Raw genomic sequence first — 25,712 nt, forward strand, 5'->3', positions numbered from 1 at the left:
GTTATTCCATTATCGGGCGCTTTAATGGAATAAGTATCACAGAAATGATCAAACTTTTATAAAAGAATGATTCAATTGAATATATTAAAAGCGTGTTTTGATCAATCTTTTTTCAAAACACGCTTTTTCTATTTGCTATTTTATCAAGGTTTATAGAGTTAATTTAATCAAACTTTATTTCAATGCTACAGATTGTGTTTAACATTATAGAAAAGCAAAAACAATGGATTATTTTAAACTTCAAAGAGTTTGGCCATTATCAATTGTAAAAACTTGGCCTGTGACAGATTTTTGAGTCAATTGAAAAAGAATAGCCTCTGCAATATCATCTGGTGTTGAAATTCTCTTAAGTGGTAAGTTGCCCGCAAGTTGATACATCTTTTCTTCATTACCAGACCACCACTTTGTATCAACTGCACCAGGAGATATACTATTCACTCTGATATAAGGTGCTAATGCGATAGCTAACGACCTTGTCATTGTGTGAATTGCTGATTTTGTTGCTGCATACGGGATGGATGAACCTATTCCGGTTATTCCTGCCACGCTGCCCATATTAACAATCACACCCGATTGTTGCTTCTTCATATAAGGGACAACAGCTTTTACGCAATGAAACATTCCTTTCACATTTACGCTGAAAAGGGAATCCCACACTTCATCTGTTACGGCGTCTAAATCATCCATAGCTATTTGAGCTGTAATGCTCGCATTGTTTACTAAACTATCTACCGTCCCAAATGATGTAACAGTTTGGGATACCATATCATTCACTTCTTTTTCTATCGCTACATTCGCTCTAAATGCGATTGCAGTGCCTCCTAGCTGTGTAATCTCATTGACGACTTCTACAGCTTCTTTTTCCGATCGGCTATAATTAATAATAACTTTTGCTCCTGCATCTGCTAATTTCAAAGCAGTTGCTTTTCCAACACCAGTGCCACCGCCAGTTATAATGACTACTTTATCTGTTAATTTCATTCTAAATCATCCTTACTTTGTTTGATTTAATATGTTCTATTTTACCTTTACGCATATCAAGAGGATAATACTGAATAATAAGGGGGATATCATTTTAAATGATACCAGTGGAGGAATGTATTCTTGGAAAGCCATGATTTGAGGATTTTTAAACATGTTGCAGAACTGCAATCAATATCTAAAGCTGCTGAAAAATTGGGCTATGTACAACCTAACGTCAGTCAGCGAATTAAGAGTTTGGAAGATGAGCTAGGCGTCAGATTATTTATGCGTAATAATAGAGGGGTAACATTGACCGAGGAGGGAAACGTTTTATTAGAGTATACAAATCACATTATACTTTTAATGGATGAAGCCAAGTCAATAATTAATCCCCAAAAATGGAGGGAATCTTTAACAATTGGTGCATCCCAAACGATTTCTGCAGTTAAAATTCCTCATCTGTTTTCTTCTTTTTTGAGGGAACATAAAAATATTGATGTAAAAGTAAGAACGAATGATAAGCAAAAGTTACAAGAAATGCTTTCTTATGGAGAACTTGATGGACTTTTTTTTAGTGGTACATATAATTATCCCCAGTTTGAAACCGTTTATAGTTATTTTGAGAAAATCGTACTCATCTCATCTAAACATGGTCAATTTGAAAATCAACATGATCAAACGTTACTTGTTAATAGCGATAAAAATTGCATGTATAGAAATAAAATGTTAGATTTTTCTAACAAAAGTAATTTTCATGATCCGGCTATCATGGAATTTGATTCACTTGAATCTATTCTGCAGGCGGTTCATGAAGGACTTGGTATCAGTATATTACCGGCGGACGTTGCATTTAGTCGAAAAGAAGTAAAAGCAGTTCAATATCAAGAACTGTCTGAAACAATCAAGATAGATTTTGTAATTAAACACAGAAAACAGCAACCACAAAGTCTAAAAAAATTTATTCGTTTTTTGCAGAGATCATAATTTAGTAATAATTGGAAGTGTCTTTGTTTTCCATTCGATGAATCTATAAACTAATCTGAGTTATTCCATTAAGGGCGCAAGAATGAAATAAAGGAGCTGTTTCAGCATCCCCATTTCTTATTGAATAAAAGGGGTAGTATTTAAACTCTTTCTGAAACTTTTATAAGCAACCGTCAAGATTTAGAGGGGTGGGGTTTAAATGGAGAAAGTAAAAAACATGGATAAAGGTTGGAAAGTACGATTTCCTACTAAAAATATTTACGTAATGAGAGATCATAATTGGGCTTTTTCTGCTTGGGAGATAGGTAGACTTAATAAAGAAATTAAAAGTGGTGCTAAATTACTTCATGTTGATTTCCATGATGATTATTTAGCTCCTTCTTCTGAAAAGAATATCTCTGATATTCATAGTAAAGAGAAGGCTTTACAAGTTGGGGCTGAGTTAGATATTTTTGATTTTATTATACCTGCTGAGGAAACCGGAACTGTTAAGGAAGTGTATATGATAGGAGACTTTGAGAAGCCTTCAAACGAGGTTTATCATGCTTATACCTATAATCATTTTATGGATGAACACCGTAAGGAATTCGTTAAGGATGATGAACATCATAGTTACATATTAGATCTTGATTTAGATTTCTTTAATTTGCATGCTTATAAAAACATTTCTAATAATTGGGGCTCGAATCCTTACTTATATAGCGAAGAGTTCATTAGGAATCAATTAAATAAATTAAAAAATAATTTGGTTGAATGGGACCTGATTACCGTTTCTATATCGCCTGAGCATTGTGGTGGTAATGAACCTGCACAAGAATTATTTGATATTTTTTTAGACGTTTTTGAACTAAAGGATGAAGAATTTGTTAACTGGGGATAGCGTCAGGATATTCCAGAAAAGACCAGATTGTTGAGGAACGTTCTCAAGCAATTAGATTATTCGAGTTTGAATATATCATTTAGATTGTGAAGGTCTTCACTTAAACTAAAGGGGCAGGTTAGTTTAATAAGAAACATCAAATTGGTAAAACTACCTATATAAAAACCAACCAGGAAGAGGTAGTAAATTGAAATTACATTTTATACGTTTATTAGTTGTATTTATTCTAATTCAAAACATTCCACTAATAGTTCAAGCTAAAGAAATCAAATATAATCACGAAAGTATAACTCTTTCTGAAATCAAGAGGAAAGTTGATTTTAATGTAGTTGTTCCTCAAAATATACCTAACGATTGGACTTTAGAAATAAAAACATACCCCTGGGATGAGAAAGACAAAATAACTAATTTTAGATTGCACTATATGGATAGCGAAGATAAATATTTACTAATTGGTATTGAGCAAAGTAAGGGATCTTCTAATAAAGAAATGAACATAAATGCAGAGCAGGTGGATATAAACGGTCATAAGGGCTCTTTTGTAGAATGGGGTAATAGTGGTGAGTTAGATAAAAAGGGAGAAATTGTTACTGGTGGTTTACTTCGTTGGATACAAGAAGGAACTTATATAGAAATGGAGAGCTCACGGGTATCAAGGAATAAAATGTTGGAAGTTGCAAGATCAATGAAATAGTTTAAAGAACTAACGGATGCTTTAGCTGAAGATCGGAGCTGTCTTTAAGGCAGCTTTTTCTTGTGTGCCAGGCATGGCAACTATCTAGGTGGTGAAAGTCCACTGTGGGGGTACACATCGACCAACCACTAAGGAAGCGCAAGGTACTTATCGTGAGGTAAGGGCTGGAGGAAGCGTGGAATAAAATCTTGGCTCGACGAACAGGAATCTGATACTAAGGCTCTATAAAGGGATTAAACTCCAAGACAAGTTAAAGTCCAAAAGATGTGCGTAACTTTATAGAGTAAATCAGGCGAGTAAAAGAGGAAAGATAGGTGTCTTACCCTGGGAGGTCTTGCGGATGTACAGAAGTACAGTCGAAAAAGGTTAGTCGCAAGAAGTCAGCAGAAGCCATAGTAATGAAATAATTTCATGAAGGGCTGAACAATTTATAGTGTTTCAACGCCACGAATGCGTAAGTGACGAACTCCGAATGTGTTAATGGTGAAAGTATGAGCGTACCTCAAAGAATAACCAAAATGGAGATATCACTTACTACGTGAGAGGAAAGGAGAAACGAGTGTGGAACTTTTAGAACAAATCCTAAGTAATAAAAATATGAACGAAGCCTACATACGTGTCTATAAAAATAAAGGTGCAAGTGGGGTCGACGGAGTAACAGTCGACGAACTAAAGCAATACCTGAAAGAGAACAAAGATGAACTGCGTCAGCGCATCAGAACAAGAAAATACCAACCACAAGCTGCCTTAAGAGTGGAGATCCCAAAAGAAAATGGAAAGATGCGCAAATTGGGAATACCAACAGTAGTGGATAGAGTCGTTCAACAAGCCATTCATCAAGTTCTCAGTCCACTATTTGAAAAGCAATTCAGTGAATTCAGTTACGGTTTCAGACCAAAAAGAAGTTGTGAAATGGCGATAATTAAAAGCCTGGAGTTTCTGAATGATGAACATGATTGGGTAGTCGACATTGATCTTGAAAGATTCTTCGATACCGTCCATCACGATAAACTCATGAGAATCATATCCAACACAATAAAAGACGGAAATGTCATCTCGTTAATCAGAAAATACTTAGTCAGTGGAGTCATGGTGAATGGAAAATATGAAGACACACCTGTCGGTACTCCGCAAGGAGGTAACCTCAGTCCACTATTAAGTAATATAATGTTAAACGAACTTGATAAGGAACTGGAGAAAAGAGGACTAAGGTTCGTGAGGTACGCTGATGATGCCCTTATCTTTGTGAAAAGTGAAAAGGCAGCGAACCGAGTAATGAGCACAATCGTGAGATTTATAGAAGAGAAATTAGGCCTGATAGTCAACGTAGAGAAGAGTAGAATCTCACGTCCAAAAGAGTTGAAATTCTTAGGATTTGGGTATTATTACGACACTAATAACAACAACTACAAAGTGAAACCTCATCCAAGTTCTGTACAGAAGTTTCAAAGGAAACTTCGACAACTGACAAAGCGAAATTGGAATGTTCCACTAGACTACCGAATATTGAAATTGAACCAAGTAATAGTTGGATGGGTAAACTACTTCAGAGTGGCAAACATGAAAAAAACGACGGAAAGAATAGACACAAAGCTTCGCTCTAGAATTAGGGTCATCATATGGAAACAATGGAAAGTAGCGAAGAAACAAATTAAATCGCTTATTCAACTAGGAATTCCGGAGGAAGAAGCGAAAGGATTAACCTACTGTCGAAAAGGTTACCGATTCATAGGAGTATCAAAAGTCGTCCAAAGAGCAATCTCAAACAAAAGACTAAAGCAGAGGGGAGTCCCCTCTGCTTTAGAACATTATCTAAAAGTACACACTGTGATATAAATTGAAACGCCGTATACGCGAACCGTACGTACGGTGTTGTGAGAGGGGCGAAAATAAACTTATTTTCCCCCTACTCGATATGGAACTAACGGGGCAGTTTAGTTGAAGATGAAATGACATAAATTTATTGAATAAATAGTGGGTTTTTAATAATAAATATCGAAAACACTCATAGTTATTTATCCGAAAGGTCATGGAGGAAGAAATGAAGAAAGTAATAAACATGATTAATCCAAGTTCGAAAGTGGCTGGTGTGTCGTTACTTAAATTGAAAAAAACAACGAACAAAAAAAAAAATGGGAAAGGAGTAACGGCTCCTTTCCCATTTTGTCAACAGCCCCTATAGGACTATTTTTTTATTTACCAATATTAAACCAACCTGGCATTGCTTGAATAACATTCCGTAGTTTTTCTGGAATATTAAGCTGGTCGAGTTTCGAAACGTTCAACTCAGAAGCGATCTCGGCTTCACGTCCATTTGCGACTTTTTCAACCCAATCGGGGTTCATAATTAACGCATGACCAATGGCGGTTAGCGGCAATCCTAATTCCATAGCTTTAAGAGCATCATCGGGTGTTATCATGGAACCAGCAGCCAACACAGGTACCTTACCGTTTGCTTTTTCAAGAATCAATTCAAGCCGTGTTTTTTCATCTTGACTATCTACTGGCTTTGAAGACACATTATCTAATGAAGCATGTATATAATCTAAATCCTGTTCAACAAGGAAATTAATTAATTCATACGTGTCTTTCATACGTAATCCGTCCTCTTTGGAGGATTCTTCAGGTGAAAATCGGTATCCTAAAATGAATGGTTTTGTAGCATGTTTTTCAATTACCTTTTTAATTTCTTCAATAATCGCCAATGGAAAATGCAAGCGATTTTCAAGTGATCCTCCCCATTGGTCCGTCCGCTGATTGGTCGCTGGTGACCAGAAATTTTGAATTAAAAATCCATGAGCCCCATGAATTTCGACGCCATCAAATCCAGCTTCAATCGCTCTTCTTGTTGTGTCGCCAAAAGCACGTATAATCGACAAGATCTCCTCATGTGAAAGTTCTCTTGTTTCTGAAGTTGAACCTAAATTAGTAACTTCGGGTTGCAATGCACTCGCACTAACTGCATCCAATCCAGGCAGGGCTTTATTACCTGCATGAAAAATCTGAAGTACCGCAGGTGAGCCTCCACTTTTCGCTGCTTCAGCTAATTTTCGTAAACTTGGAGTAAATTCATCATTGTATCCAGCAAATTCATTCGTAAAACCTTGCCCATTAGGTGTAACATGAGTACACCCTGTAATGACGAGTCCTACTCCATTTACTCTTTGTTTGTAATACTCTACCTCGTCATCCGAAATGGTAAGGTCGTCATTACTTGACCAGGTTGTCATAGGTGCCATGACGATACTATTCTTAATTGTTATTCCACTTTTGAATGTGAAGGATTCAAATAACCTACTATATTTTTGATTCATTTCTTTAACCTCTCTATCGAATATTCTTCTAATGTTGAGTTAATCTGACTACTATTATTACCATTCTGAGCCGTTACAACTATCCCTATTAGAAGTTCTACTTCAGTGTAATTGGTTAACGTTAGGGTAAGTAAAGCGTTAATTTTTATATGATTATATAAAGGATTTTTGTTTTTAGTTCTCCTTTATGATATATTTTTAGTTGCAGTAACTGTAACTAAAGGTGGGATAAGTAATGTTGTATTCAATGAAATATGTAGTGGAGAACTTAAATATATCTGCAAAGACACTTAGATTTTATGAAGAGCAAGGGATACTGCCAAATGTAACTCGTGATGAAAAAGGTCGTAGAGTTTATAGCGAACAACATATCGATTGGATTTCTTTTATTCGTTGTCTTAGAGAGACAGGAATGCCTCTTTCTAAAATAAAAGAATATAAGGAACTTTATGAAGTAGGAAATCCTACCTTCTTGCAAAGAGAAGAAATGTTGATACAGCATAAATTGGAAGTGCAGAAGAAAATTGAAGAAAGCTTAAAACACTTGGAAGAAATAAACTATAAAATAGCCATGTATGAACTTCAGAAAGAAGAGGTTAGGAAAAATCCTAATTATAACTTTAAATGTCATGGTCTGGAAAATAAGATTGTGAATTAATGTACTTACGCTAACGGGTGCGTTAGCTGAAGATCGAAGCTGTCTTTAAGGCAGCTTTTTCGTGCGCCCGGCATGGGTGCAATCTATAGGGTGAAAGTCCCGAACCATGAAGGCAGTAGTAGTGGTTAGCTTAATGCAAGGGTGTCCACGGTGACGTGGAATCTGAAGGAAGCAAGCGGCAAACCTCCGGTCTGAGGAACACGAACTTCATATAAGGCTAGGTATCATTGGATGAGTTTGCGAAACAAAACAAAGTCCTTACTGCCGAAGGTGGTACAGAGTAAATGAAGCAGATAGATGGAGGGAAAGATTGCACTCTTACCCGGGGAGGTCTGATGACAGCCAAGTACACTTGGTAACCTGTCCAGTGATGGACAGCTGAATCATCAGAAGTCAGCAGAGGTCATAGTACTTGTCTACTCGAGAAGATAAGGAAGGACCGAACAGATTAAGGAGGATGAATACTAGGCGTTCGTTATCTGCGAAGAAGCAAACAATTCCTAACGGAACTTATTTGAAGGAAGAAGTGGTGAATACACGGGGAACTTCAAAAGGGCGGAGCAGATAAAGGCACAAATAGACCATTTATCCACGTAGAAAGGATATCAACGATGTTAATGGAACAGATACTAGAGAGGGAAAACTTAATACAGGCATTGAAGCGTGTAGAAAGAAATAAGGGAAGCCATGGTGTAGATGGAATGCCGGTTCAAAACCTGAGACCGCACCTCGTAACCGAATGGTACAACATGAAAACTGCCCTTTTACAGGGTACCTATCAACCGCAGCCCGTCCGTCGTATCGAAATCCCGAAACCAAACGGCGGAGTTCGGCTATTGGGTATTCCAACCGTTCTAGACCGTTTCATTCAACAAGCCATTGCCCAAATATTGACCAAGATATATGACTCATCCTTTTCGGAGAATAGCTATGGATTTCGCCCTAACAAACAAGGGCACCAGGCGGTTCGAAAGGCAAAGTCCTATATAACCGAAGGTTATACATGGGTAGTGGATATGGACTTGGAGAAGTTCTTCGATAAAGTGAATCATGACAAGCTCATGGGAATGTTAGAGCGGGAAATTGAAGATAAACGAGTTCTCAAACTGATTCGAAAATTCCTTCAAGCAGGCATTATGATAGGCGGACTTTTTCATAAAAGTGAGGAGGGAACTCCGCAAGGAGGTCCGTTAAGTCCTTTATTATCTAATATCATGTTAGACGACTTAGATAAAGAACTAGAGAAACGCAATCTTCGATTCGTAAGGTATGCGGATGACAGTACTATCTTTGTGAAGACACGAAAAGCCGCCAAACGTGCAATGGGAAATATCTCAAGCTTCATTGAAAATAAACTGAAGCTAAAGGTCAACTACGAGAAGTCGAAGTATGATCGCCCTTGGAACAGAACGTTTCTCGGTTTTAGTTTCACGAAGTCAAAGAAGAACCCGAAGGTTCTACTGGCTAAACAAACGGTGAAGAGAGTAAAGAAACGAATCAGGGAAATGTCCTCGAGAAAATTACCGATACCCATGAAACTCCGAATAAATAAGTTAAAGCAATACCTTAGAGGTTGGATGGGGTATTTCGCCCTCATTGATACTCCGAACGTATTGAAGAATTTAGATTCATGGATTCGAAGAAGACTCAGGATGTGCCTATGGAAGCAATGGAAATTGCCAAGAACGAGGGTGAGGAAACTCAAAGGATTAGGCGTCCCATTTGGAAAAGCCTATGAATGGGGAAATAGCAGAAAAGGCTATTGGCGCATAGCGCATAGTCCTATTCTAGATAAAACCCTTAATAATGTTTATTGGCTCCATCATGGGTTAGTAAATCTATATGAACGATATACAAAACTACGTCAGACTTAAACTGAACCGCCGTATACCGAACGGTATGTACGGTGGTGTGAGAGGTCGGAGGCTAGGCGCCTCCTCCTACTCGATTTATGGGGCCAGGTAGTGTATACGGACTTTACGGTAACACATATCATGATCTAGTAAAATGGTATACTATATAAAGAAATCAGAATTTTCACAAACGAATCTAAACTATCCATAAAAAAGGGCGTGATATAAATGTATAACGAAGCAGAACAGCGTGTTTCAAAAGCATTGAAATCGATCGCACGAAACGAAGATATCAAAGAATACATACAAAACTCTAAGGAACTTTTCCCTCTCTTTATGAAAGCTGCAACAAGATTTGTCTCAGGCCATACACGGGCAGAGGGATTGGCACGTATTTCCATGCTTGCTCAAATGGGTTATCAAGTATCCATCGAGTATCTTGGTGAAAACACACGATCCGAAAATGAATGTATCTCAGCAAAGAATGAATTTCTCTCACTGATTAACGAGATTGGCGCTAAAGAAATGAAATCAACCATTTCTTTCGATCTTTCACATATAGGTATGTCGATCTCAGATGCTCTTGCAACTAAACACTTGAAAGAAATCGCACTACAAGCTCAACAATACGATATCCAGCTCATGATTAGCATGGAGGAGTCAGAAAAGACCGATCAGATCCTTAACATATATAAAAAACTGTCACCGATGTATGCGAATCTCGGCATAACATTACAAGTACACTTACTCCGTTCCCAATTTGACCTGCAAGAATTACTGGAATTTCAAGGGAAAATTCGCTTAGTAAAAGGTGCTTATCAAGAAAAAGAAGGTACGTATATCCCACGATCTGTAGAACTAGATAAGTGTTACGTAGATTTTGTTATGGCTTGTGTGGCAAGAAACCATCCTCTGTCGATAGCAACACATGATGAAAAGCTAATCGCAGCACTCAAAGAAAATAGACTGATTGCCAATCCATATACTGAAGTAGAAATGTTAGATGGTGTTCGTCCAGATTTACTTAAATCACTGAGAGATGAGAATTGCCAGACGAAGGTGTACGTCACATATGGAACGGAATGGTACTTGTATCTTGCACATCGTATTGCAGAGCATCCACCAAATCTGTATACGTTTGTGTCTGATATGATTGAGTCAAAAAACCTACAGACCTCCCTTTATTAATAAAGAAGACTATGGATGTTTTAAAGGCAGAATGATTGAGCTCTGCCTTTTTTTATTTCACAATTTGTGTAAACTCTACATAAGTATTAATGAACTAACGGGTGCATTAGTTCATTAAGAAATAGTAAAATGGAAGAGGTGTTGTATGAGAATTAATGAGAATGAGAAAAAGAATTTATGGAAATCTTTAATAAATAATGGGTTCTTGAGTACCCTTTTTGTTATGTTAATAGGAATTATAGTTTTGATTTATGTACTAATCTAATTTTCAACGTGTGGCTTTTACTTTAATAAAGAGTAAAGCCTTTTTCTTATTTAAGAAACGGGGCAGCGTTCCTGTAGGTGGTGGAGTTAGTATAGTTTCATGGACACATTTTAGTTAAGTCCTTACAATGATTTTTGAGAGGATGTGTCCGTCTTGGAACGTAAGAATACAGGTAAAAAATATAATAATGAATTCAAGAAGACTATTGTAGATCTTTATCACTCGGGTAATTCGGTCAAAGAATTAAGCGGCGAATATGGCGTATCAGAAGTTACCATTTATAAATGGGTTAAGGAATTTACTCCTATCGGTTTAGGGGAAGATTCCATGACCCCAAAGGAATTAGCAGCCATACAGAAGGAAAACCTTCGGTTAAAGCAAGAAGTTGAAATCTTAAAAAAGGCTATGGCCATATTCGCGAAAAAGTAACCGAGACAGATCTTTCCGAATTTATTGAGGAACACAAGAAACAATATCCCGTACAGAAGATGTGTGAAATACTAGAAATCCCAAGAAGCAGCCATTATCAGTCCCTTCAAATAGTGGTATCAAATCGCGAACAAGAAAATAAAGAACTAACGAAGGAAATTCATCTCATTTACCTGGAAAGCAAGGGACGGTATGGGGCTCCAAAGATTCATGAAAGCTTATTAACCAAAGGTTTTTCCCTAAGTCTTAAGCGTGTTCAACGTTTAATGAGCAAGGCTAGAATTCGTTCTATTACTAAGAAAAAATACCGTCCCTACCCATCTAAAGAAAAGGTTATTCAATTGGATAATTTGTTAAAACGAGACTTCACTACTCAAACTATTAATGAGAAATGGGTAGCAGATATTACGTATATCCACACGTTAAAAGACGGATGGTGTTATTTAGCTTCGGTATTAGACCTTCATTCTAAGAAAATAGTAGGGTATTCATTTTCTCGTTCAATGACGACAGAACTGGTCATAAAAGCTTTCAATAACGCACACTTATCACAAAAGCCCTCGGAGGGCTTAGTTCTTCATACGGATCTTGGCTCACAATATACAAGCAGTGAGTTTACTCAACATATCCAAAACCATCATATTAAGCAATCCTTTAGTCAGAAAGGTTGCCCGTACGATAATGCCTGTATAGAATCCTTTCATGCCCTATTAAAAAAGGAAGAAGTCAACCACGTACAATATCTAGACTATCAAACAGCAAAATTAGCAATGTTCCAATTTATTGAAGGTTGGTATAACCGAAAAAGAATTCACAGCAGCTTAGGCTATCAAACCCCACAAGCCATTGAAGATCGAATTAGGAATACAGCTTAAGATTTAACTTTTTAGTGTCCAAAATATTGACTCAAATCCAGTGGGTTACTTAAACGGTGGTATTTCCTTTTTAAAATTAACAGGAGTTTAATGGAAGAATTATACGGCTGGCTATTGTACAATTTTGGTCATTAAAATAGGATTTTGGGGGAATGTTGGTGTGAATATTAAGAGGAAAAAGTCTTTTATGCTATGTTTTATAGTTCTGTCATTTTCTGCAATTGCTATTATTTCAAACTTTAATTCACTTGAAATCACAAAAAGTGCATGTATTGAAAACAATAAGACACCTAACGTTGAAAAGGACTTCTTAGCTATTAACTGGTCTGTATCATGTGAATAATACATACTGGTTATTTCACTAACGGGTGCACTACTTCATTATTAGGAGCTGATCGGCAGCTCTTTTCCTTATGGAACTATCGGGGCAGGTTAGCATTCCTGTAGTTCGTTATTTTTCAGCTTTGAAAAAAATAGGGCTCCTCAGTAAGATATGAGTAAGACACCACTCTAACTCAACCCCTAAGGAGGAACCTAATATGAAGTTTAAAATGCAAGATAAACAAAATCAACTAATAGAAAGAATTTCCGATAAACACCTTGTTGTTGGAGTGGATATTGCCCAACAAATACATGTGGCTAGAGCAGTGAATTTCCGTGGAATTGTAGTCGGAGATCCACTTACATTTGAAAATAATGAAGATGGGTTTGCTAGTTTATTAAAATGGATGGATAAGCTTCAAAGATTAAATAAACTGGAGGTAGCCATCGTGGGAATGGAACCTACAGGACATTACTGGATTAATCTTTCAAAATGGCTATTTAAACAAGAAATTGAGGTAGTAACGGTAAACCCCCACTTAGTAAAAAGGAATAAAGAAAACCGTGATAATACTCAGTCGAAAAGTGATAAGAAAGATGCCCTGGTCATCGCTGATATGGTGAAGAACGGTTACTACGCCTTTGTCAAGGACACTTCAGAATCATTTGAGATACTTAGGGCCCTTATGTCTAACCGTGATGTGGTAGTTAAACGACTCGTTAGCACTATTAATCAATTAAACCGTTGGGTTGATATTGTCTTTCCCGAACTCAGGCAAGTATTTAAAGACATTACTGCTAAAGGGGCTATTGCCACACTTCGTTTATTTCCATCTCCAATGGAACTGCGTTCCCTGAAACCTGATGATATTGTTTCAGGATGGAAATCAATAATGAAGAGGCAGCCTGGATTAAAGAAAGCTCAATTACTTCTTCAGTTAGCTAAGAAATCAGTAGGCACAAGACAAGCACTTGAAGCGTATAAATTTCATTTGAAACAATTATTAGAGGAGTATGATCTCGCAGTCTTACAACTCGAAAGAGTGGAACAAGAGGTTAAGGGTGTATTAAAACAAATACCTTTTGCCAAGAAGCTGCTTGCCATAAAGGGAATTAGTGAAATTTCATTAGCCGGAATATTAGGTGAAGCAGGAGATCTAAGTGGTTTTTCACACGGTAATTCTTTACTTCGGCACGCTGGGTTGCATCTAGTTGAAGCAAGCTCTGGAAAGTGGAAAGGCCAAATTGTCATCTCTAAGCGAGGGCGATCAGGCTAAGGCGTTTCCTTTACTTAGCCACCATGAGCCTTGTGATGAATAACACGGAATTTCAAGCCATTCACTCCCATAATGTTAAAGTGAAAAAAATGAAATCGATTATGAAATTGGTAGGTAAGCTAGCTAGGATATTTGTTGGAATAGCACGCAGAAACGAGTCTTATTGTGCAGATAAAGTTCAACCTATAACTGAACTGGTTGCGTAGTTTTAAAGGGGGATGTCTTAATAGGGTTCTCGAAGGGAACCTTTAAAAACTGATGTTCATAGTTTTCTTTTTACTAATGTTGGCTTATTCGTAGGATTTCAAATATGTACGGAGTACCAGATTTCTTGAACAAAAGGGCACCGACCCATCAGGTTAGCATAACTGGCCTCCACCCCTTGGATAGGCATGACGAAGGAATGATAGGGCAATTGACCCGTTGAGACATGGGAGGGAAAGCCTCCAGGGGCGGCGTGGAGAATGTGCATTATATGGTAAAATGTGGAGTCTTGTACAACTCCTTTATTTCCCTATGCCTTCACGAAATCTTCATGTCTGAAATCACTCCGTTTAACCATGAACTTAAATTCAAGGGTGATGAAATCCTGCGAATAAGCGAGTATTTGTGAGAAAATCGAATTAAACTGAGGGAGTTTAAGATAAATCCTGCAAACATAATTAAAAAGAAAAAGCTAAAGACCAGTATAGGCTTTAGCTTTTTCTTAATTCCTTATATTTTTTCCCCCACTCGCCCATACTCTCTAGTATAGGAATAAAACTTTTCCCTAAAAATGTTAGCGAATATTCTACCTTTGGAGGAACTTCTTTATATACTTCTCTGTGAACCATTTGGTCTTCTTCCAATTCTCTTAACTGACGTGTCAGTATTCCTTTTGAAATATCAGGTAAAAGCCTTTGAAGTTCATTAAATCTTCTTGTCTGTCTGCTTAAATGCCATAAGATAATGATTTTCCATTTTCCTGCAATTATGTCTTGAGTTTCTGTAACTGGACAAACCTCTATTTGGTCCTCTGGAGGTTCACCGAACCTACTTCGTGCCATAATGAATACCTCTCTTTCTTGATGGTACTATTTTTGTGACTATGTTATAAAAAAGTGACTACTTTTAAAAAAACGTCTAACACTATAATATTAGATTACGATTAGTAATCAAATAAAAGGTTATTAAATACTTGGAGGTTATTTTAAATGAAACATCTTGTTGTTTATGCACATCCAAACCCTGAAAGCTTAAATCACTCTATCTTGGGAACAACAGTCAATACATTAAAGAAAAATGGTCACGAAGTTGTTGTCCGTGATTTATATGCACTTGATTTTCAACCTGTACTGAAACCAGAAGATACAGCAGCTATGAAAGTAGGAAAAACTCCTGATGATATTAAAACTGAACAAGAATTTATTGCTGAAGCAGACGTAATAACATTTATTTACCCTATTTGGTGGACAGGTCTTCCAGCTATTCTTAAAGGATATGTAGACCGAGTATTTGCATTTGGGTTTGCTTATTCTGCTGGACCAGAAGGTGTAATTAAGTTATTAGAAGGTAAAAAAGGTTTTATCATCAATACACATGGTACTCCTAATGAGGTTTACGATGAAATCGGTATGACAGCAGGTTTGAAAGTCACTTCTGACATTGGAATATGGGATTTTACTGGAATTGAACCTGTGGACCATTTACTATTCGGAAGTATTGGATACCTTGATGAAGAAGCATATAAAGGTATGTTAAAGAAAGTTGAAGATACAATTAATTCCCATTTCTCATAAACACATACAAATATTAGAAATGACTACTCATAACTGGGTAGTCTTTTATTATTTTTGAAAGGTTCTTATTCCACTAACGGGTGCTTTACTTGTGCGAAATGTTTCTTGTTTAAACGGAGGATGGCTACATCACTCCAGTAAAGACTAGACAATTCCGTTGGAAGAAGAGTCAAATGACAGGGTAACGCCTTGAAGGGCTCTCTCTTAGTCGAATAGCACTGGATTTAGTAAGAATGATAGTGTTATAAGCTCGGTGAAAAGGCATAAGAATTTACCGTAACAGTTTGGCTGACGAAAGCCTACCCGCGGGTGTGGTGTAAATCATGATGCTTGAGTTGAATGGATATGGTGAGAATGCATTATTCCCTACAATAAAAGGGGTTGCTGACGAACTTCTGAATGTACAGGTCTACAAGCACGATACATAGAAATGTGTATATCACCAAATGTGAGGTTAGCAGTGGATGAGTAAGAATAAGTAATATGAAAATCCATGATATGTTATAGGCATATGAACGGCTAACAGGCTTAGAGGAAGCACCTAAGTTCTTTCTATAATAGATATAATTCAACATTGTAAGCTGATAGCGTGAAGGGCTTACTTCCAAAGAAACGTTGATAAGGAAAACACTAGTGAAAATAGCTACTGTATAACTTATCTTTGTATCAGTGAAAGTGGTGGCACAGTACCGTTGAAGTGTCTAATCAACATGGAGGGATAGCCACTAGACTAATGAAGATTCATTTAATCACGCAAGGCAATTCTTTATTGGTTAATAAGGTTCTCGTAAGACTAAAAGAGGTTCAACTCCCAAGGGAGTCACAGACTTATTGAAACGGAAGAAGTGAGACATAGCGAGTATTGCGATGCTCAAAGTGTTAATGGTCAAATTGAATTAGATTAGTTGGAGCGCCGTATGCGATAAAAGTTACACCTACGGTGCGAGCAGGGGGAAAAGGGAGCGATAACGTCAAACCCTTACCTACCTATCTGTCATCATTAAGGGAGGTGGGCAGTTTGGTTGAGTAAGGGCTCAGATGGTTTTTTCTAATTGCTGTTTCTTGTTTATTTGGTATGAGTGCATCTGTAGAAGAGTTTGATCCATTAATTGAAACAGTGGAAGAAAACAATCCTGAAGAAACTAAACGAATAGAAGAAATGTTTGGCGGTACTCCTAAGTGAAAGTTAATGGATAACATTGTGATATGCAGCAAATGTGTTGGGGATTATTGGTTAGTTATAATTCTTTACTAATCGTTCTAAAAAGGGTATTATTTGATCATGGTTTGAAATTCATGTGTTTATTTTAGAACGTTCATTCTATAATAGATTATGACGTTTGTTTTTGTTAGTATTGGTTCATGGATTTTTTAAAGGAGAAATAAAATGGCTAGAAGTAAAGAGTTTGACGAAAAAGCAGTATTAAGAAAAGCAATGGAGCTTTTCTGGGAACAGGGTTATGAAAAAACATCCATGCAAGATTTGGTGGATCATATGGGGATACACCGCAGGAGTATATATGACACATTTGGTGACAAGCGTTCATTGTTTTTAGCTTCCCTTAATCACTATGAAGAGCTCATCGTCAATGAGATGGAAAGCATAATTAGCAGCACTTCATCCATTAAACAGGCGATACGTGATGTTTTTATTTTCATACTGAATTCCATTGAACAATACCCAAAAGGTTGTCTATCAGTAAATGCAGCCATTGAATTATCTTTGTTGGACAAAGAAATTGGGCGCATAGTTACAAAAATGTTTAACCGTACTGAAGATATGTTTAATAACCTTATAAAACGGGGCCAAACCAGTGGAGAGCTATCAAAAGAAATCGATTCTGATAACACATCTCGTTTCTTACACAACAATTTGGTAGGTATAAGAGTACTAATAAAAACTAATTACAATAAAAAAGAATTAGAAGGCATCATCACTCTAGCACTTTCAGTGTTGGACTAGCTTTCTTTTTTTACCTTTTTTAGAACGTTCGTTCTAAAATTAAGTATGAAACAAACCATCATAATGCATACTTATAAAATCATTTTTTAATTTCTAAGGAGGAACACAAAAATGACAAACTTTAAAATACCAACAGAATCAGAATTTATTGAAGCAGATGGAACTCGTTACGCATATAGAAAATTTGGTACACAAGATGGTATACCAGTAGTATTTCTTGTTCACTATAGAGGAACGATGGAAAACTGGGATCCAAACATGCTTGAACCTATTGCAAATACACGCCCAGTAATCTTATTTGACAATAAAGGGGTTGGTGAGACCGATGGACTAACGCCTACTACAATTGCTGATATGGCAAAAGATACAGCAACATTTATAAAAACTCTTGGATTAGAACAAGTTGACATTCTTGGTTTTTCCATTGGTGGCATGGTTGCACAAGAGCTAGCTTTACAGTATGGCTCCGATGACTAGAAGTAGAGCTTTACCAGATGGTACGCCGAGCGATTTAGTAGCAGAGTACTATGGTCAGCGTGCTTCAGTCGGTTTAATTATAAGCGAAGGAACCCAACCTTCAGATGATGGGCAAGGTTACACTAATACACCTGGTATTTATACAGAAAATCATATTAAAGGGTGGAAAAAAGTAACTTCTAAAGTTCATAGTGAAGGTGGTCATATTTTTGTTCAGCTTATGCATGTGGGACGTGTATCACACCCTGATAACACACCTCACCACCGCCAAGCAGTTGCACCGTCAGCTATTGCACCTAGTGTAGAAATTTTCACGGCAGAAGGAATAAAAGAAATTCCAACACCAAGAGAATTGAGTGAGCTTGAGATAAAAGATGTTATCAATGAGTTTCGTTTAGCAGCACGTTCAGCAATTGAAGCTGGTGCAGACGGAGTTGAAATTCACGGAGCGAATGGTTATCTGATCCAACAATTCCTTAGTGAAAACTCCAATCATCGTCAAGATGCATACGGTGGTACGATTGAGGGTCGTTCTCGATTCGCTATTGAAGTAGCTAAAGCAGTTGTTGATGAAATAGGAGCAGAAAGAACGGGCATACGTTTTTCTCCTCAAGGAACACTGCAAGGCATTGATGAGGGGGAAAATAGCCTTGAGATGTATCGCTATTTAATAAGTGAATTAAATAAGCTTAACCTTGCATATTTGCATTTAATGCACTTTGGAAACGAGCAATTCCTAAAAGATGTGCGTCAACTTTGGGATCAATCACTTCTTGTTAACCGTCCAGGTCGTCCTCTAGATCAACTTTCGTCTGATGTAGATAATAATCTTGCAGATGTTGTCACAGTAGGCACTTGGGTACTAGCTAATCCAGACTTTGTAGAACGGATTCAATCAGGTGCTCCCCTAAACGAACCTGATAAAAACACGCTCTATGCAGGAGGAAAAGATGGTTATACAGATTATCCTTTCTTAAAATAATTTATTTAATATGAATATCCCATCTAGGGATATTCATAATCTTTTTTCTTAGGTTCGTTATGAAAAGATACATGTGCGTTAAATAAAAATGTGGAGGATTGTAATGAAAGCTTTAGCAATTGAAAACTACGGTAAAAAACCGAATTTTTTAGACTTCCCTATGCTCAAAATGAAATGAAGGGTGCATCATGTACGACTTCAAACATTTGTTCAGCCGGCGGAGAATGGGATACACCTGTTATTAACCATCCTGAAGTAGCTATTCTTGGGGTTGGCCGTATTGCTGAAAAACCAATTGTTCGAGATGGTGAAATTGTAGAAGCGTCTGTAATTGCTCTTTTATTAAGCTTCGACTACAGAATAGATCGACGGAGCTACAGCAGAATGCAATGAATGAATCATATTAAGCGATTATTAAACGACCCAAAACTATTGTTAATGGAGGCGTAAGAAATGGTTGTCGGAGATTTCCCAATTGAAACAGATACTATAGTTATCGGTGCAGGTCCTGGGGGTTATGTAGCAGCAATTCGTGCTGCCCAGCTGGGACAAAAAGTAACAATTGTTGAAAAGGAATATTTGGGCGGTGTATGTTGTAATGTCGGCTGTATTCCTTCAAAGGCATTAATTGCCGCTGGTCACCGCTATGAAACAGCTAAGCATTCGGATGCATATGGGATTACAGCAGAGAATGTAAAGGTTGATTTTTCAAAAGTACAAGAGTGGAAAGCTAGTGTAGTGAAAAAGTTAACTGGCGGTGTCGAAGGACTATTAAAAGGAAATAAAGTTGAGATTGTACGTGGTGAAGCATTCTTTGTAGGCAGTAATTCATTACGCGTAATGGGCGAAAAAAATGCTCAAACATACACATTTAAAAATGCAATTATTGCAACAGGATCGCGTTCAATCGAGTTGCCTACATTTAAATATTCAAAACGCGTTCTAAATTCGACTGGTGCCCTCAGCTTAAATGAAATTCCTGAAAAAATCGTTGTTATTGGCGGCGGTGTTATCGGAATCGAACTTGGCGGTGCCTATGCAAACTTTGGTACCCAAGTAACGATTTTAGAGGGTGCAGATGAAATTTTAGGCGTAGGTTTTGAAAAACAAATGTCAGCCGTTGTTAGGAAGAGTATGAAGAAAAAAGGTGTAGAATTCTATACCAAAGCAATGGCAAGAGGTGTAGAAGAAACAGAAAATGGCGTCACTGTAACCTTTGAGGTAAAAGGCGAAGAAAAGAAAATAGACGCTGATTATGTGTTTGTAATGGTCGGACGCCGCCCGAATACGGATGAAATAGGTCTTGAACAAGCCGGCGTAAAAATGACAGACCGTGGACTTATTGAAATCGATAAGCAATGCCGCACGAATGTTCCTAATATTTATGCAATCGGTGATGTTGTTCCAGGTCCACAATTAGCACATAAGGCATTCTATGAAGCAAAAATTGCTGCTGAAGCGATTGCCGGACATCCATCTGAAATTGATTATATAGGCATTCCAGCAGTCGTATTTTCAGACCCTGAGCTTGCAACTGTAGGTTATACTGAACAACAAGCAAAAGATAAAGGTATTGAAGTAGTAGCTGCGAAATTCCCATATGCGGGAAATGGACGTGCCTTGTCACTTGACAGCACAGACGGGTTCGTTAAGATTGTAACTCGTAAAGAAGATGGACTTGTTATCGGAGCGCAAGTTGCCGGAGCAAATGCATCAGATCTCATTTCGGAGTTAGGTTTAGCTGTTGAAACAGGATTGACTGCAGAAGACATCGCTATGACAATCCATGCCCATCCAACACTTGGAGAAATGACAATGGAAGCTGCCGAAGTTGCACTTGGAACCCCAATTCATATCATTAAATAATTTATTGAATTATGTACTGAACCAATCAATTCAAACAGTAGTAAATTATACAATCTATACTCCAGAAAAGCGCCCTTTTCTTGAATAACTAAAATATGGTCTCAGTCGTAAAATCACTTTATTCTTATTGAATTAACGGGGAGTTCAATAATAACTCCCAACCATCTTGTAAAAGAATTAGCTCAATTCGATTTAGCTTACCTTCATGTACCAGTCGGTGCATGGTCATTAGCTAATCCGGATTTAGTAGAACGGCTTAAAGAAGGTGCTCCATTGAATGAAGCAGATCCTACAACATTCTTTGGTATCGGAAGCAAGGGTTATACGGATTATCCTACGATATGAAAGAATTAGAATCTCAAGAGGGGGAAGTATAGCTTATATAAAAAATCGAGGTTTCACAAACAGTTGGGAAGTTGAGGGAATTGCTAACTCCTCTATTCTCTCACTGGCAAGATGAAAGAACGATGATCTTCAACCATCTGTAGAGGGACGGTAGTCACCCAATACGTAGATGAGGGGGGAATGAAATTGCCGGTGAACAAGGTCCTGAAGTTTATCACTACCTTGTAAAGAATTAGCTCAATTCGATTATGGCAAGTAGACAGTGAAAATAATAAAAATAAGGTAAAGAAACCTAATAAATGTAACTCAACGTAAGGATGCTGATGAAAAAATGAAAACACTCATGAAAGCAGCTCAGATCACCAAGTACTCAAAAAATATCCATGCCCAAGTCAATGACATTCCAATTCCAGAAATCGATGATAACGAAGTCTTGGTAAAGGTCATAGCTGCGGCGGTCAATCCGCTCGAAATGTTGATTATCACTGGTAGCGTGAAACTGATTCAAGATTATGAATTCCCATTAACGCTTGGTAATGAATTGACAGGCGTTATCGAAAAAGTCGGAAAAAATGTGACAGACTTTCACGTAGGAGATGCCATCTATACACGTCTTCCACTAGAAAAAATTGGTGCTTTTGCGGAATATGCCGCAATTGACGCTGCTGCAATTGCACCCATGCCAAAAAACTTGTCCTACGTGGAAGCCGCTGCTGCAGCACTGGCTGGACTCACAGCGTATCAAGGTCTACATGAAGAACTTGAAGCACAGTCTGGTAAATCTGTTTTCATTCCAGGTGGATCGGGTAGCTTTGGTCAAACGGCTGTCCCAATCGCAAAGGCAATGGGTCTAAATGTCATTGTTAGTGGTAACTCAGAAGCACGCGAACGCACTTTGGAAATTGGCGCAGACCAATATTTGGAATATGCAACAGAAAACTATGTTGACTTGTTGGCGAATGTGGATTACGTGATTGATACACTGGGTCCTAAAGAATTTGACAATGAATTGAGTATCATCAAACCGGGCGGAAGATTGCTCTCTCTCCGTACAGGACCAAATAAACGTTTTGGAAAAGACAGAAACTTTCCATTGTGGAAACAAAAGCTATTTTCCATTGCTGGCGCAAAGTATGACCACAAAGCCAAGAAACACGACGTGGAATATCATTTTATCTTCGTTCGTTCTGACGGCGCACAACTCAAAGAGATTACCAAAATCATTGAAGAAAATAACATTGTTCCAGCAATTCATCCAACACTATTTACCATAGACAACGTAAATGAAGCGCTAGAACTAGTCGCAAATGGACGACCAAAAGGGAAAGTGATTATTAATTTTTAAGTGGAACATGATGAAAGCAGTCCAAATAAAAAGCTACTCGAAAAAGCTAGAAGCTCACATCAACGATGTGCCTATTCCAAGAATAAACAAACATCAAGTGTTAATCAAAACAAATGTGGCGGGCGTTGACCCACATCTTATATTGGCGATTACCGGAAAGGTGCGCATTTTTGACCACTATGATTTTCCGTTGACACTCGGAAATGAACTTTCAGGTGTGATTGAATCGGTTGGCGAAGCTGTGACAGACTTTAAAAAGGGCGACAGAGTATATGCGTTAATGCCACTAGATACAATGGGTGCCTTTGCAGAATATGTTGTTGCTGATGCAAATATCGTTGCGAAAATGCCAAAACATCTTACTTTTGAAGAAGGGGCTGCCATTCCATTATCGGCTCTGACAGTTGTTCAAGCATTCGATGTACTGAACGTGAAACCTGGCGCAAAACTGTTCATTCCTGGTGGAACAGGCGGATTTGGGCAGATTGCAATTCCGTTTGCGAAATCAAAGAAGCTTTTTGTAGCTGTCAGTGGTAGTGAATCATCTCGTCATTTAGCGCTATCCGTTGGTGCTGACCAATTCATCGACTATCAGAAGCAAGATTATGTTGAGGTGCTGAAAGATTTCGATTACGTGATTGATACCCGTGGTGCAAGTGAGTTCAGGAAAGAATTGCGTGTTTTAAAACCTGGCGGAAAATTATTGTCATTAAATGCTGGTCCAAATGCACGTTTTGCAATTCAGCATGGCGGATTTTCAACGTTGCAGAGGCTTCTTTTCGGTGTGATCGGAATGCCGTTTGATATAGCGGCACATCTTCAACGGAAAACGTATGATTTCTTATATGTTCAGCCAAATGGCAAACAACTAAAAAACATCACCCAGTGGATTGATGAAGCGGGCATCAAACCAACCATTGATTCGACATTTGCTTTTCGGCAAGTGAACGAAGCTATTGCCAAAATCGCAAAAGGGAAAGCTCAAGGAAAAATTCTTATGACTATACAAGAGGGTGAAACAACAACATAATATTGACAAATCGAACTATTTTAGTAAAGGGCGGGACGTCTGGTATAGGCTCGGCAATTGCGAAAAAGTTTCTTGAAATGGGCAACACGGTGATTGTCACTAGTCGCTCGAAGCAAAACATTGACCAAACAATCAAAGAAAACCCTAATTTTAATCGGCATTGCTGCGGATGTCAGTCAAGTGAAGTCGGTTGACCAGTTGACGCATCAAATTAAACAACAGTATCCGAAACTAGACCTCCTGTTTAACTCAGCTGGCATGCCAATTATTCGCTGAAGAAGTCACAGGGGAGAATTAACCGCAGAAATTGGATACGCCTGGTTTATGATCCCAAGTAAGACCTACAGTGAGTATATAAATACGTCGTGGAAGAAGAGGACCCTCTGCACATTTAATATAGTTTGTTAAGGATTCATCCCAGTCTTTAAATTGTTGAGAAAGTACATTTTTGCTTCTTGAGGTTGATCGAATGGAATGCCACAAGTATCCAACCATTCTTTTGCAGCTTTAAAACTTAAATATACAAGGGTATTACCATCTCCGTTTAACTGAGCCAGAATACCCTTGTGGTCAGAAAGGGCAAATAATTTTCCTCGACTATTAAAAGCAGCAATCTCAGGATGTTTAGTTTTAACATCTTGCAACATGATTTCCACCATAGTCAGCCCTGTATATTGAGCCAGTATCTGGAGAAGGGAACGAATATAGAAAAGGCACCATCTGAACCAACGACTAAATCAACCGTATCTATATATCATTCTCTAATCAAAGCTCATGTTTACCATTAAGAGTATCTACTTCACCTTACTAATATTATGAATGATTTGTTGGAGAATGGAGGCTGCGGCATCCACTTATCTTTGTCCCCTAACGGAGTAGGTAGTTTAGCAAAAATAACAAACTGATGGATTATCAATGTGATTGTTTGACATAGATAATAAATCGAATGGCATCAAAAACATGGGGTCGGGTCATGATATATTGGCATACAGATTGTAAGTCAGCATGTATCTACTCTCAACTTAAAACTTGTCTTTCCTATGAAGTTAATCAACCTGAGCAACATTTTAGAGTTAGGAAAAATTTACAAAGAACATAAAAACCTACGTAAAGATTATGTCGACGGGAGGGAGTTGGAATGGCGAGAAGCAAAACGTTCGAAGAGTCCGCGGTATTGGATAATGCTATGAGGCTTTTTTGGGAACAGGGCTACGAGAAGACATCCATGACCGATCTGGTCGAGCATATGGGAATCCATCGCAGAAGCTTGTATGACAGGCGAAGCTAAACACTTTGCCTGATGACGGTCCGACCAGCGGATTCTTCTATATGGATAACCAACATCCATAGTCACAATCCGGGGTTAGAAACGCTGCAAAACGGTTTAAAGTTTTACACTAAAAATAGAGGTGGGCTGCAAAATGAGAAAAACTGTTCTTATCACTGGAGTGTCGGGTGGGATTGGCAAAGAGTTGGCGGATCGTTTCGCCAAAGATGGACATGATATGGTCCTGGTGGCGCGCACCGAGGGTAAACTTTTGGAGCTCGCGAAGGAATATCGGAAAAAATATGGCGTCCAAGCGACGGTCATCGCCAAGGATGTCGCGTCACCCGGAGTGCCGGAGGAGATTGTCGCGGAGCTTAAGGAGAAGGGAATCGTCGTCGACTACCTTGTCAATAATGCAGGCTTCGGTTTGTACGGGACATTCTTGGAAACGAAGTTGGAGCAAGAGACGAATATGATTGACGTCAATATCAAGGCTCTGACTGTTATGACGAAGCTGTTCTTGCCAGATATGGTCAAACGGGGCCAAGGAGGCGTCATGAATGTGGCTTCGTTGGTGGGTTTTTTCCCAGGACCTATGATGTCGGTTTACTACGCGACGAAGTCGTACGTGCTGTCGTTCACCGAGGCTCTGGAGAACGAGGTGAGCCGCACGGGCGTGACTGTGACGGCACTATGTCCGGGGCTGACGTCAACCGGATTCGTCGATCGTTCGGGTATGGGTGCCTCGAAGCTGTTTCAGAGTGGCACCATCATGGAGGCCGGGCAGGTGGCTGAGGAAGGGTACCGAGGCTTCTTGCGCGGCAAGACGCTCATAATGCCAGGGGCTCGCAATCGGTTCGTGGCGTTCATTCCGCGGTTAATGCCACGCAAGATGGTGACCCGTATGGTCAGAACCATGCAGGACAGAACGGGGCATTGACCTAATGGAGGGCGGTCA

At 38.4% G+C, this 25,712-nt stretch carries 22 protein-coding genes and 4 pseudogenes; 22 read left to right on the top strand and 4 right to left on the bottom strand.

From position 1 onward, the window contains the following. Nucleotides 1-240: 240 nt before the first annotated feature. Nucleotides 241-981: an SDR family NAD(P)-dependent oxidoreductase gene (locus QFZ73_RS28080; RefSeq protein WP_307273932.1), complete on the bottom strand. Its 741-nt coding sequence runs from the start codon at nucleotides 979-981 to the stop codon at nucleotides 241-243. Between the two features lie 123 nt (nucleotides 982-1,104). Between QFZ73_RS28080 and QFZ73_RS28085 the strand changes: the two genes are divergently transcribed. The 5 genes from QFZ73_RS28085 to QFZ73_RS28105 all read left to right on the top strand — a co-directional run bounded on the left by QFZ73_RS28085 (nucleotide 1,105) and on the right by QFZ73_RS28105 (nucleotide 5,703). Continuing rightward, nucleotides 1,105-1,947 (top strand): LysR family transcriptional regulator, encoded by an 843-nt coding sequence (locus tag QFZ73_RS28085; RefSeq protein WP_307273935.1) that lies wholly within the window; start codon nucleotides 1,105-1,107, stop codon nucleotides 1,945-1,947. A 199-nt stretch (nucleotides 1,948-2,146) separates the two neighbouring features. Further along, nucleotides 2,147-2,827, top strand: a complete 681-nt coding sequence (locus QFZ73_RS28090; protein ID WP_307273937.1) for a peptide arginase family protein — start codon at nucleotides 2,147-2,149, stop codon at nucleotides 2,825-2,827. 187 nt (nucleotides 2,828-3,014) lie between these two features. Then, the gene (locus tag QFZ73_RS28095; protein WP_307273939.1) at nucleotides 3,015-3,521 is read left to right on the top strand and encodes a DUF4367 domain-containing protein; all 507 of its coding nucleotides are present in this window, start codon (nucleotides 3,015-3,017) and stop codon (nucleotides 3,519-3,521) included. Between the two features lie 561 nt (nucleotides 3,522-4,082). Next, nucleotides 4,083-5,357 carry a group II intron reverse transcriptase/maturase gene (ltrA, locus tag QFZ73_RS28100; protein ID WP_307273874.1) on the top strand — a complete coding sequence of 425 codons (1,275 nt, stop codon included), beginning with the start codon at nucleotides 4,083-4,085 and terminating at the stop codon, nucleotides 5,355-5,357. A 205-nt stretch (nucleotides 5,358-5,562) separates the two neighbouring features. Then, nucleotides 5,563-5,703, top strand: coding sequence for a hypothetical protein (locus QFZ73_RS28105; RefSeq protein ID WP_307273942.1), 141 nt, complete (start codon nucleotides 5,563-5,565; stop codon nucleotides 5,701-5,703). A gap of 10 nt (nucleotides 5,704-5,713) precedes the next feature. Here the strand turns inward: QFZ73_RS28105 and QFZ73_RS28110 are convergent, their stop codons facing one another. Next, nucleotides 5,714-6,835, bottom strand: a complete 1,122-nt coding sequence (locus QFZ73_RS28110; RefSeq protein ID WP_307273944.1) for an NADH-dependent flavin oxidoreductase — start codon at nucleotides 6,833-6,835, stop codon at nucleotides 5,714-5,716. A gap of 235 nt (nucleotides 6,836-7,070) precedes the next feature. Between QFZ73_RS28110 and QFZ73_RS28115 the strand changes: the two genes are divergently transcribed. The 6 genes and pseudogenes from QFZ73_RS28115 to QFZ73_RS28140 all read left to right on the top strand — a co-directional run bounded on the left by QFZ73_RS28115 (nucleotide 7,071) and on the right by QFZ73_RS28140 (nucleotide 13,907). After that, a complete protein-coding gene (locus tag QFZ73_RS28115) occupies nucleotides 7,071-7,493 on the top strand; it encodes a MerR family transcriptional regulator (protein WP_215020792.1) in 423 nt (140 codons plus the stop codon). A gap of 412 nt (nucleotides 7,494-7,905) precedes the next feature. Continuing rightward, on the top strand, nucleotides 7,906-8,061 hold the full coding sequence (locus QFZ73_RS28120; protein WP_307262143.1) for a hypothetical protein: 156 nt from the start codon (nucleotides 7,906-7,908) through the stop codon (nucleotides 8,059-8,061). 43 nt (nucleotides 8,062-8,104) lie between these two features. Next, complete coding sequence (ltrA, locus tag QFZ73_RS28125) at nucleotides 8,105-9,367, top strand: group II intron reverse transcriptase/maturase (RefSeq protein WP_307273671.1); 1,263 nt, start codon at nucleotides 8,105-8,107, stop codon at nucleotides 9,365-9,367. Nucleotides 9,368-9,574: 207 nt separating this feature from the next. Beyond that, nucleotides 9,575-10,534 carry a proline dehydrogenase family protein gene (locus QFZ73_RS28130; RefSeq protein WP_307273950.1) on the top strand — a complete coding sequence of 320 codons (960 nt, stop codon included), beginning with the start codon at nucleotides 9,575-9,577 and terminating at the stop codon, nucleotides 10,532-10,534. A gap of 418 nt (nucleotides 10,535-10,952) precedes the next feature. After that, nucleotides 10,953-12,103 (top strand): IS3 family transposase gene (locus QFZ73_RS28135; RefSeq protein WP_373458939.1). Its coding sequence is split into 2 segments (ribosomal slippage): nucleotides 10,953-11,202 and nucleotides 11,202-12,103, totalling 1,152 coding nucleotides; the frame shifts between segments, so codons are not numbered across the junction. Nucleotides 12,104-12,642: 539 nt separating this feature from the next. After that, nucleotides 12,643-13,907: pseudogene (locus QFZ73_RS28140) on the top strand (IS110 family RNA-guided transposase). 489 nt (nucleotides 13,908-14,396) lie between these two features. On the opposite strand, the gene QFZ73_RS28145 reads toward QFZ73_RS28140, so the two are convergent. After that, a complete protein-coding gene (locus QFZ73_RS28145) occupies nucleotides 14,397-14,747 on the bottom strand; it encodes a winged helix-turn-helix transcriptional regulator (protein WP_307273952.1) in 351 nt (116 codons plus the stop codon). 147 nt (nucleotides 14,748-14,894) lie between these two features. Between QFZ73_RS28145 and QFZ73_RS28150 the strand changes: the two genes are divergently transcribed. From QFZ73_RS28150 to QFZ73_RS28190, 9 genes and pseudogenes are all read left to right on the top strand, one after another. Continuing rightward, nucleotides 14,895-15,479: an NAD(P)H-dependent oxidoreductase gene (locus QFZ73_RS28150; protein ID WP_307273955.1), complete on the top strand. Its 585-nt coding sequence runs from the start codon at nucleotides 14,895-14,897 to the stop codon at nucleotides 15,477-15,479. A gap of 1,387 nt (nucleotides 15,480-16,866) precedes the next feature. Continuing rightward, complete coding sequence (locus QFZ73_RS28155) at nucleotides 16,867-17,442, top strand: TetR/AcrR family transcriptional regulator (protein ID WP_132097517.1); 576 nt, start codon at nucleotides 16,867-16,869, stop codon at nucleotides 17,440-17,442. Nucleotides 17,443-17,553: 111 nt separating this feature from the next. Then, entirely contained in the window at nucleotides 17,554-17,919 is a 366-nt protein-coding gene (locus tag QFZ73_RS28160; RefSeq protein WP_307273961.1) for an alpha/beta fold hydrolase, read from the top strand. Continuing rightward, entirely contained in the window at nucleotides 17,903-18,901 is a 999-nt protein-coding gene (locus QFZ73_RS28165) for an alkene reductase (protein WP_307273965.1), read from the top strand. The genes QFZ73_RS28160 and QFZ73_RS28165 overlap by 17 nt, the downstream gene beginning before the upstream one ends. Nucleotides 18,902-19,069: 168 nt before the next feature. Further along, nucleotides 19,070-19,351 (top strand): annotated as a pseudogene (locus QFZ73_RS28170) (2-oxo acid dehydrogenase subunit E2); the annotation flags it as partial. Between the two features lie 3 nt (nucleotides 19,352-19,354). After that, entirely contained in the window at nucleotides 19,355-20,767 is a 1,413-nt protein-coding gene (lpdA, locus tag QFZ73_RS28175) for a dihydrolipoyl dehydrogenase (RefSeq protein ID WP_307273968.1), read from the top strand. A 676-nt stretch (nucleotides 20,768-21,443) separates the two neighbouring features. Beyond that, entirely contained in the window at nucleotides 21,444-22,457 is a 1,014-nt protein-coding gene (locus QFZ73_RS28180; RefSeq protein ID WP_307273971.1) for an NADP-dependent oxidoreductase, read from the top strand. Nucleotides 22,458-22,467: 10 nt separating this feature from the next. Further along, entirely contained in the window at nucleotides 22,468-23,487 is a 1,020-nt protein-coding gene (locus tag QFZ73_RS28185) for an NADP-dependent oxidoreductase (RefSeq protein ID WP_307273974.1), read from the top strand. A 2-nt stretch (nucleotides 23,488-23,489) separates the two neighbouring features. Next, nucleotides 23,490-23,763, top strand: a pseudogene (locus tag QFZ73_RS28190) (SDR family NAD(P)-dependent oxidoreductase). 128 nt (nucleotides 23,764-23,891) lie between these two features. Here the strand turns inward: QFZ73_RS28190 and QFZ73_RS28195 are convergent. Further along, complete coding sequence (locus QFZ73_RS28195) at nucleotides 23,892-24,131, bottom strand: hypothetical protein (RefSeq protein ID WP_251437954.1); 240 nt, start codon at nucleotides 24,129-24,131, stop codon at nucleotides 23,892-23,894. Nucleotides 24,132-24,625: 494 nt separating this feature from the next. Here QFZ73_RS28195 and QFZ73_RS28200 point away from each other — a divergent pair. Further along, nucleotides 24,626-24,763 (top strand): annotated as a pseudogene (locus QFZ73_RS28200) (TetR/AcrR family transcriptional regulator); the annotation flags it as partial. Between the two features lie 145 nt (nucleotides 24,764-24,908). After that, on the top strand, nucleotides 24,909-25,694 hold the full coding sequence (locus QFZ73_RS28205) for an SDR family NAD(P)-dependent oxidoreductase (protein ID WP_307273981.1): 786 nt from the start codon (nucleotides 24,909-24,911) through the stop codon (nucleotides 25,692-25,694). Nucleotides 25,695-25,712 lie beyond the last annotated feature (18 nt).

The organism is Peribacillus sp. V2I11 (assembly GCF_030817135.1).
GTDB classification, from domain to species: domain Bacteria; phylum Bacillota; class Bacilli; order Bacillales; family DSM-1321; genus Peribacillus; species Peribacillus simplex.